At 45.8% G+C, this 3,952-nt stretch carries 1 protein-coding gene and 1 pseudogene; both read right to left on the minus strand.

The window, feature by feature from the left end:
• Nucleotides 1–2,690 (minus strand): annotated as a pseudogene (locus ACFIMX_RS07615) (filamentous hemagglutinin N-terminal domain-containing protein); the annotation flags it as partial.
• Between the two features lie 25 nt (nucleotides 2,691–2,715).
• On the minus strand, nucleotides 2,716–3,952 hold a 1,237-nt coding region (locus tag ACFIMX_RS07625), incomplete at its 5' end, for a ShlB/FhaC/HecB family hemolysin secretion/activation protein (protein WP_375694276.1).

Raw genomic sequence — 3,952 nt, forward strand, 5'->3', positions numbered from 1 at the left:
TTTGGAAAGAAATATCGCTATATTCCGTTTTTTCTGTTATGACAGGCGTGCTATCGGCTTCGTTTTTGAGACTGTTGGTTTGGATATTTAAGTTTCCACCCGCTTGAATAAAGCCTGCTTTATTGACAAGGGAAAGGCTTTTTCCGCTGCCAGCCGCATTGGTTAAACCCAAATCACCCTCTGCCATTATGGTGCCAAAATCATTCAACAAAGCCCCATCAACTTGTAAAGCACCATTGCCCTTCACATAAATTAAGCCCGTTTTGTTGTTGGTCACATTGCCCGTCACGCTAAAGACTAAATCCTGCCCCGATGCCAATTGACCGCTATTTCCAAGCTCCCCCGTCTTGATCACGAAATCTCTGGCTGCTAAAACCGACGTTGTCTCATCAACCATAACGCTTGGAGCAATAAAGAGAATATCTCCAGTCCCACCGCCATCTCTTACGGCTTGTAGCCGCGCATTGTGAATATCAAGGGCATTGGTGCTTTGAAAGTCTAAACCACCATAAGTCAATTCGCTCTCTGAGACATCAATATGATCTGCAATTAAATACAGCGTTTGCGGCGTGTAAATATGAGAACGATTATTGCTTAAATCGAGAGTTGTTGCCGTCAATCTCACATCCCCCTCAGCAGACAACACATTCTCAACACTGATCTCTCCTGATACCGATGTCAATGTCGCGTTGCCATAGCCTATGACCTGATCATAATAGATGTCGTTGCCTGCAAAAATTTCAATATTGCCACCACTGGCAATCTGACCAACATTCACCCCTTCTTTTGCTGTAATCAAAAGAAAGCCCTTTTCATCTAAAACAAGATCCCCTGAACCGCCCGTAGAAACGACACCTGTCATCAGTGTGCCTGCATCAAGGCTGCCTACCTTTAAAACAGCTTCTTCACCCGTCATCAGCGAAGAAAAGTCAACCGCCCCACCCTCAATATTTGCCTTGCCATAGGCTAAAAGTTGCCCAAAATGAACGGGAGCATTTGTTGCTGGTTGTGCTTGAATGGCAACATTTTGATGCGACAGAATTGTTTGAGAAACAGATAGCCCGTTATGAGAAACTAGGGTGATATCTCCTGCTCCATAAACACTTTCAGCAACAATCACCCCTTGACTGCTCTGGAGATCAACATCCCCTTGGGTGCCAAGAACAACAACACCAGCAGCACCCGTTGCCGCCATATCAACCCCACCGGCTAAAAGCTGCGCCTTTATATCACCACCGGCATGCGCCTTGAGATTCCCTTGTGCTAAAACAATCCCCTCAAGCTTCAAGTCTCCGCCCGATTCAAGAGCCATATCAGCACCTGACCCTAGCCCTGAAACTTGAAGTGTCTGGCGCGAAGAAAGCTCCATATTGCCCCCAGAGGTTGCCTTACCGGCAATCGATAAAAGCCCATCCTGCGCCTCTATCTTCAAATGACCATCAGCACCAACCGTTTCTAACGTCACATCCTTATGGGCGGCAATATCAATATGTTTTTTCGAGGTGATGTGCTTTGCCAATACGCTCTGGCTTTTCGATTTGAGGACAACACCCCCATGACCAAAAACATTCTTCAACGAGATTTTCCCGTCAGCAGAAAGATGCAACTGCCCCGCATTGGCTGCCATATCATGGCGCATGCGAACCCCAACACCTTTTTCTGTTGCCACAAGTTTTATTCTGTCCGCCTGTAGAGCCCCCAAAGCAGAACCATCTATCGCATATTCCGGTTTACCAGTAATATNACGAACCCCAACACCTTTTTCCGTTGCCACAAGTTTTATTCTGTCCGCCTGTAGAGCCCCCAAAGCAGAACCATCTATCGCATATTCCGGTTTACCAGTAATATCGGTCAGTTCTTTCATTTCCCGTGAAGCATAATCAAAGTGACCCGTCCCTGCTGTCACTCCAATCTCCTTGCCCNTCGGTCAGTTCTTTCATTTCCCGTGAAGCATAATCAAAGTGACCCGTCCCTGCTGTCACTCCAATCTCCTTGCCCGCAACAGCTCCTTCAAAATGCACTGTGCGTGAGACAATATCGACAATATCAACCGCCCCTTGACCAGAGAAAAAATTGGCTCCCTTAGCGCCAAAGGTAATATCCCCACCTCGCACCTCAAAGCCTTTCAAAAAACCACTCGCATCAATTTCGGGTACACCTGTGGTTAAAGTCGCATGGGGCGTATTGATAAAGCCACAACCATCACAGCTTATCCCATTGGGATTGGCTATAATCACATCGGCTGGGCTCCCAAAAACCTCTCCTGGACCATGAAGCGCACTGCGCTTGCTGCTGGTCACTTCATTTAAAATCACTTTCGCCGAACCCGTGAAACGCAAATGCGGATTGCCCGGCATAATGCCCCCCAACTGCGATTGCCCTACTTCTTGTGCATGATTGTTCCAAATCACACCCGGATTTCCAATATTAAAATCGTTATATTTATTGTGTGATAAGCCCTTGCCATTGGGGGTAACAATATCAATCGAGGGAACCCCATTGGGCGCTGCCACTATATCTGGACGATGGGCGGCATTCGCGTTAGGATCCACAGTAATTTGCGCCTGTAACGCTGAAGGGGCTAACAAACAAGAAAAACCAAGTCCCCCAAATAAAACCTTTTTGAGCATCGTACTGGAGACTAAAACACCTAATAAAGCTGCTCTTTCTTCTCTCTTCTCATATCTCATACGTTAACTCCCCAATAAAAAACGCTTAAAGTTCCATTGTTAATGTCATAAAAAATGTTCCTGATTTTTTGTGCTTAACTGTGCTCCAAAAAATACTGGAATAACTGGCATCAAGAGAGAATATGCCTCCCGCAAGCTTGACACCGGCTGTCCAACCGGCAAGCTGATCACTCTTAATCCCATACAAAACTTGCGAAAACACACGCCCATAATCCAAACCAACATAAGGGCGAAGTTCACCAAAAACCTTTTTGAAGGTCGCGTGATTGTTCCACGGAATGGTGCGTAACAACAAATCATTCCGGCTAAAAAAACCGTTATTGCCAAAAAGCAAACTCTCACGTGTGCCACGAACATTGGAAGCGCCCCCCAACGAAATCTGCTCAGCCCCCAATAAATTATGCGGTGAATATTGACCACTCAAAAGATTGCTCAGTATAAAGTCCAAGCCCCCTACCTTAAAAGGCGTCATGACACTGAGTGTGCCGGTAAATTTGGCAAATTGTGGCTCCGCATCCCCTGCCCCTGGCGCATGTTTCTTTACTGAATGAAACAAAGGGAGCCCTTGCAAATAACTCACATCAAAGGTCCAGGTCCCCCCCAACATCTGGCGCGAATGCGAAATGCCAAAATTGGCGACGCTATATTGACGGCTGCCCACTTCAATCTTATTGCCAAGAAGGTAATTGTTGGTTCTTTTATAAGAAAGACCTAAATTCAAAGTTGTAAGGGAAACACTATCACGGTAAAGAACCCTGCTTGTACTGGCGTGCAACTCACTGGAATCCCCCGTCGTCTCAATATCGGTAAAATTGCCAGGGATAATGCTTTGGTAATTATAAACAGTGCCATTCAATCCAAAGGTCCAATAACCATATGGAATACTCACACTCGCTGAAATGTTATTGCTATGTCCTTCTTGCTTGCTCCCACCCCAATAATCTAATTGACTGCGTTGATAGTTAAAATCCCACGCATCATTCATCCCTAAAATATTTTCTACCCTCAAGCCCGCACTATAACGCGCATAACCCGTGGAAGATTGTCCCATATTGTCATGAGAAACAGTAACCTTGAAAGTTTTATCGGGATGATTGTTAATATTGACAATGGTGCTCCCTTCTTCACGCCCTGGAAGAAGTTCGCTTTGAGCGTGCGCTGAACTCAAACGGTTGATCTGATCAAGCCCCTGTTCAATATCGCGCATGTTCAGAACATGACCTTGAAGCCCAGGAAAAGCACTCCATACAACATTATTATAA

Origin of the sequence: Bartonella sp. AD24XZML (assembly GCF_042196485.1) — a bacterium.
In the GTDB taxonomy this organism is placed as follows: domain Bacteria; phylum Pseudomonadota; class Alphaproteobacteria; order Rhizobiales; family Rhizobiaceae; genus Bartonella.